Raw genomic sequence first — 2,618 nt, forward strand, 5'->3', positions numbered from 1 at the left:
ATTCCTGATACTGGTCTTCGAAAACGATGCCTCCCAGATGGTCCACTTCACGTTTACAGATCAAGTGTGAACTTTCGACAAACACAGATGCCCGATAGGTGCCCCACTGACATTGCAACTGGTGTTTGTAAGGTAATCCATAACCCTGATAGCCTGAGGGAATTTCAACCTTGTGATAGTCAGTGAATCGAATGGGATTGGGAGTCTGTAAGGCGGACGTTCTTTTTTGAACATTCACCACACCGGCTGTATGCATAGAGCCAATCCAGGGAATGCGAAAGAGAATGATCTCTTCAATCCGCCTGCACCATTGATCGAGAGTGGTCTGATATGCATAGCTAACGTCTCGTGTAATATCTTTGAGATTGATAAACCGAGGCGATTCAATTCTGGCGCCGGTCAGGTCAGAAGCGAGTTCTTTCTCCAGCGTGAGTGCCGTGTACTCTTCATTGCGATAAACGTACTTTAAGCGAAACTCCATCGCTGTATCGCCGGTTGTAGTGACTTCCGCCGTGAACTGATAACTGCAGTCTTCTGCTAACACGCCGTGACAGGTGCGATTAATTTGATGGCTCTGAGGTCCCCCCTCGGGAATCGTCGTCAGCTCTCCCACTTCCGAATTCAGGAGCAGAGCCTGAGTCCCCTGGTCGTTATAGGGGAGGTCTTTAAATGTGACAGGTCCACCGGCGGGGTCCAACCAGAGCCGGTCTCCCTTTTCCAAATCGATGCAAACGATGGCATGGTCGAAGCGTGCTCCGGGGAGAAACGAACTGGAACCATTCATCCGGGTGAGCAGAATCGTAATGTAAGCTTTGATCCCCAGGTGCCTGAGCAGCGAGACCATCAAGGATGACTTGTCTTTGCAGTCGCCTCGCATGTCCTCCAGCATCGAACCGACTTCACGTGTTTTCTCCAGGTTCAGTTCATTCGGATGCCGGCCATACCTCACGTCCTCAGAAGAGTATTTGTAGATCGAACAGATTTTATCTTCTGCGGTCTGATCCTCCTGGGTGAGTTCTTCTGACAATTTCTGAATCTGAGCAGGGATCTTCTGGGGAGGCTCCAGATCCTTCATATAGAATTTTGTGACAGGCTCCCAGGATGTGAGTGTCGTATAATCGAGCCACGGAAGTACGTCGCGCGGATGTGGTGTGCCATCATCTGTTTCGTAGCCGGGCAGGTGATGCATGTCCCATTGATAGACCTGATAGGTCCCCTGTTTCCATGTTCGAGGCTCTTCGTCAGTCAGATACAGTTTGTATTCGAGAGAAAATGGTTCGGCGATGGCAACGGTAAAACGAAGTCGGCGGCAGGGAACGGCGAAGCAAAAAAACTCCTGCCCCCAAATGCACGCAGCAATTCGATCGGGAATAAATAAATCCAGCTGTTCTTCCAGTTCAACGGTCACGCCCGGACGGAGAGGATAAAAGTTAACAGAAGTCTGGCCGTAGGGTTGAACAACTTTCTGGGCTTTCCGAATGCTTCCATCAGGGAGATAAACTTTGGCAGTCTGGATTTTGTGCAGCGATGTTTGCCGGTCATAAAAACGATAGACTTCATCCCATTGCGCTAGTGATTCATTCGCATAGAGTTTGGTCAGATTATGAGCGCGCCTGGTAATGGTACCATCACGATGCAAAACGCAGGTGGAATCAGACAAGAGAATGTATTCGCCCCAGTGTTGTAATTCATCATTCGAAATATCAGGCTGACGAATTTCTTCAACAGAGATGCGTGGCGCAAACGGAAACGTCTTGCGCGCCATTTTAAAACGGGTACGCCAAAGTTTACGTTTTGGTTTCACTGTCAATTCTTTACTGCTTTGATTCAATGCGGGTTCGTACTTTCCGTTTGCTGAAAATCGACAGGCAGTGTCTCGTTGGTTTTTGTCGTGGTAAATCCAGTCTGTGTGCCACTATAAGCAGAGAGGTGGCCATGTGGTCACGTTGGTTGTTGGTGCCAGCCAAACCGCGTAGATTGTAATTTGGGAGAAGTAGAAATAGAAGAAGCGATCGAAATCTCGATCGCTTCTTACTCGTTATGGCTTGTTGTTTCCAGCAGCTAAAAAAGGATACTATTTCTTCTTAGCGGCTGCTTTTTTCTTTGGAGCTGCCTTTTTCTTTGGAGCGGCTTTTTTAACAGCTTTCTTCTTTGGTGCAGCTTTCTTCTTTGGAGCAGCTTTCTTCACTGCTTTTTTTGGAGCTGCTTTTTTCTTTGGAGCAGCTTTCTTTGGTGCTGCTTTCTTTGCCTTTTTCTTTGCCACCGCAAATCCTCCTTTGAGAGTTAAACGAGGGCTGCCTTGCCGCTGGCTCCGGGCTATAAGTCGGCAAAGGTCTGCCACAACGAATAAGAAATGAGTTTGTCAACCTTGACAAACCCCGATGTTTGCCCCAGTTGAAAATGAATGGTTTTTCAATTAAACAATTTTTTTAATTGACACTCATTACACAATAAGGACTTACATCTATTTGTTGGTCATCATCGTAAATATTTCGCAAAATTCTGCAAGCCATTTCTTATATTAAAAGCCTATTTTTAGCTTGTCGGAAAGCGAATCGTACTTTGCGATTCAGAAGAAAATCGCACAGTGAAAGAAATAATTCTGTTGCGTTTTGTGT

2 protein-coding genes are annotated in these 2,618 nt (G+C 46.8%); both read right to left on the reverse strand.

Features of this window, described 5'->3' with window-relative positions; translation table 11 throughout:
• A partial coding sequence (locus Q0294_RS22540; RefSeq protein ID WP_299469952.1) for a DUF3857 domain-containing protein occupies positions 1–1,804 on the reverse strand: 1,804 nt, incomplete at its 3' end.
• Between the two features lie 270 nt (positions 1,805–2,074).
• A complete protein-coding gene (locus Q0294_RS22545) occupies positions 2,075–2,263 on the reverse strand; it encodes a hypothetical protein (protein WP_299469954.1) in 189 nt (62 codons plus the stop codon).
• Between the last annotated feature and the right edge of the window lie 355 nt (positions 2,264–2,618).

The sequence above is a fragment of the uncultured Gimesia sp. genome, from assembly GCF_937919775.1.
In the GTDB taxonomy this organism is placed as follows: Bacteria; Planctomycetota; Planctomycetia; order Planctomycetales; family Planctomycetaceae; genus Gimesia.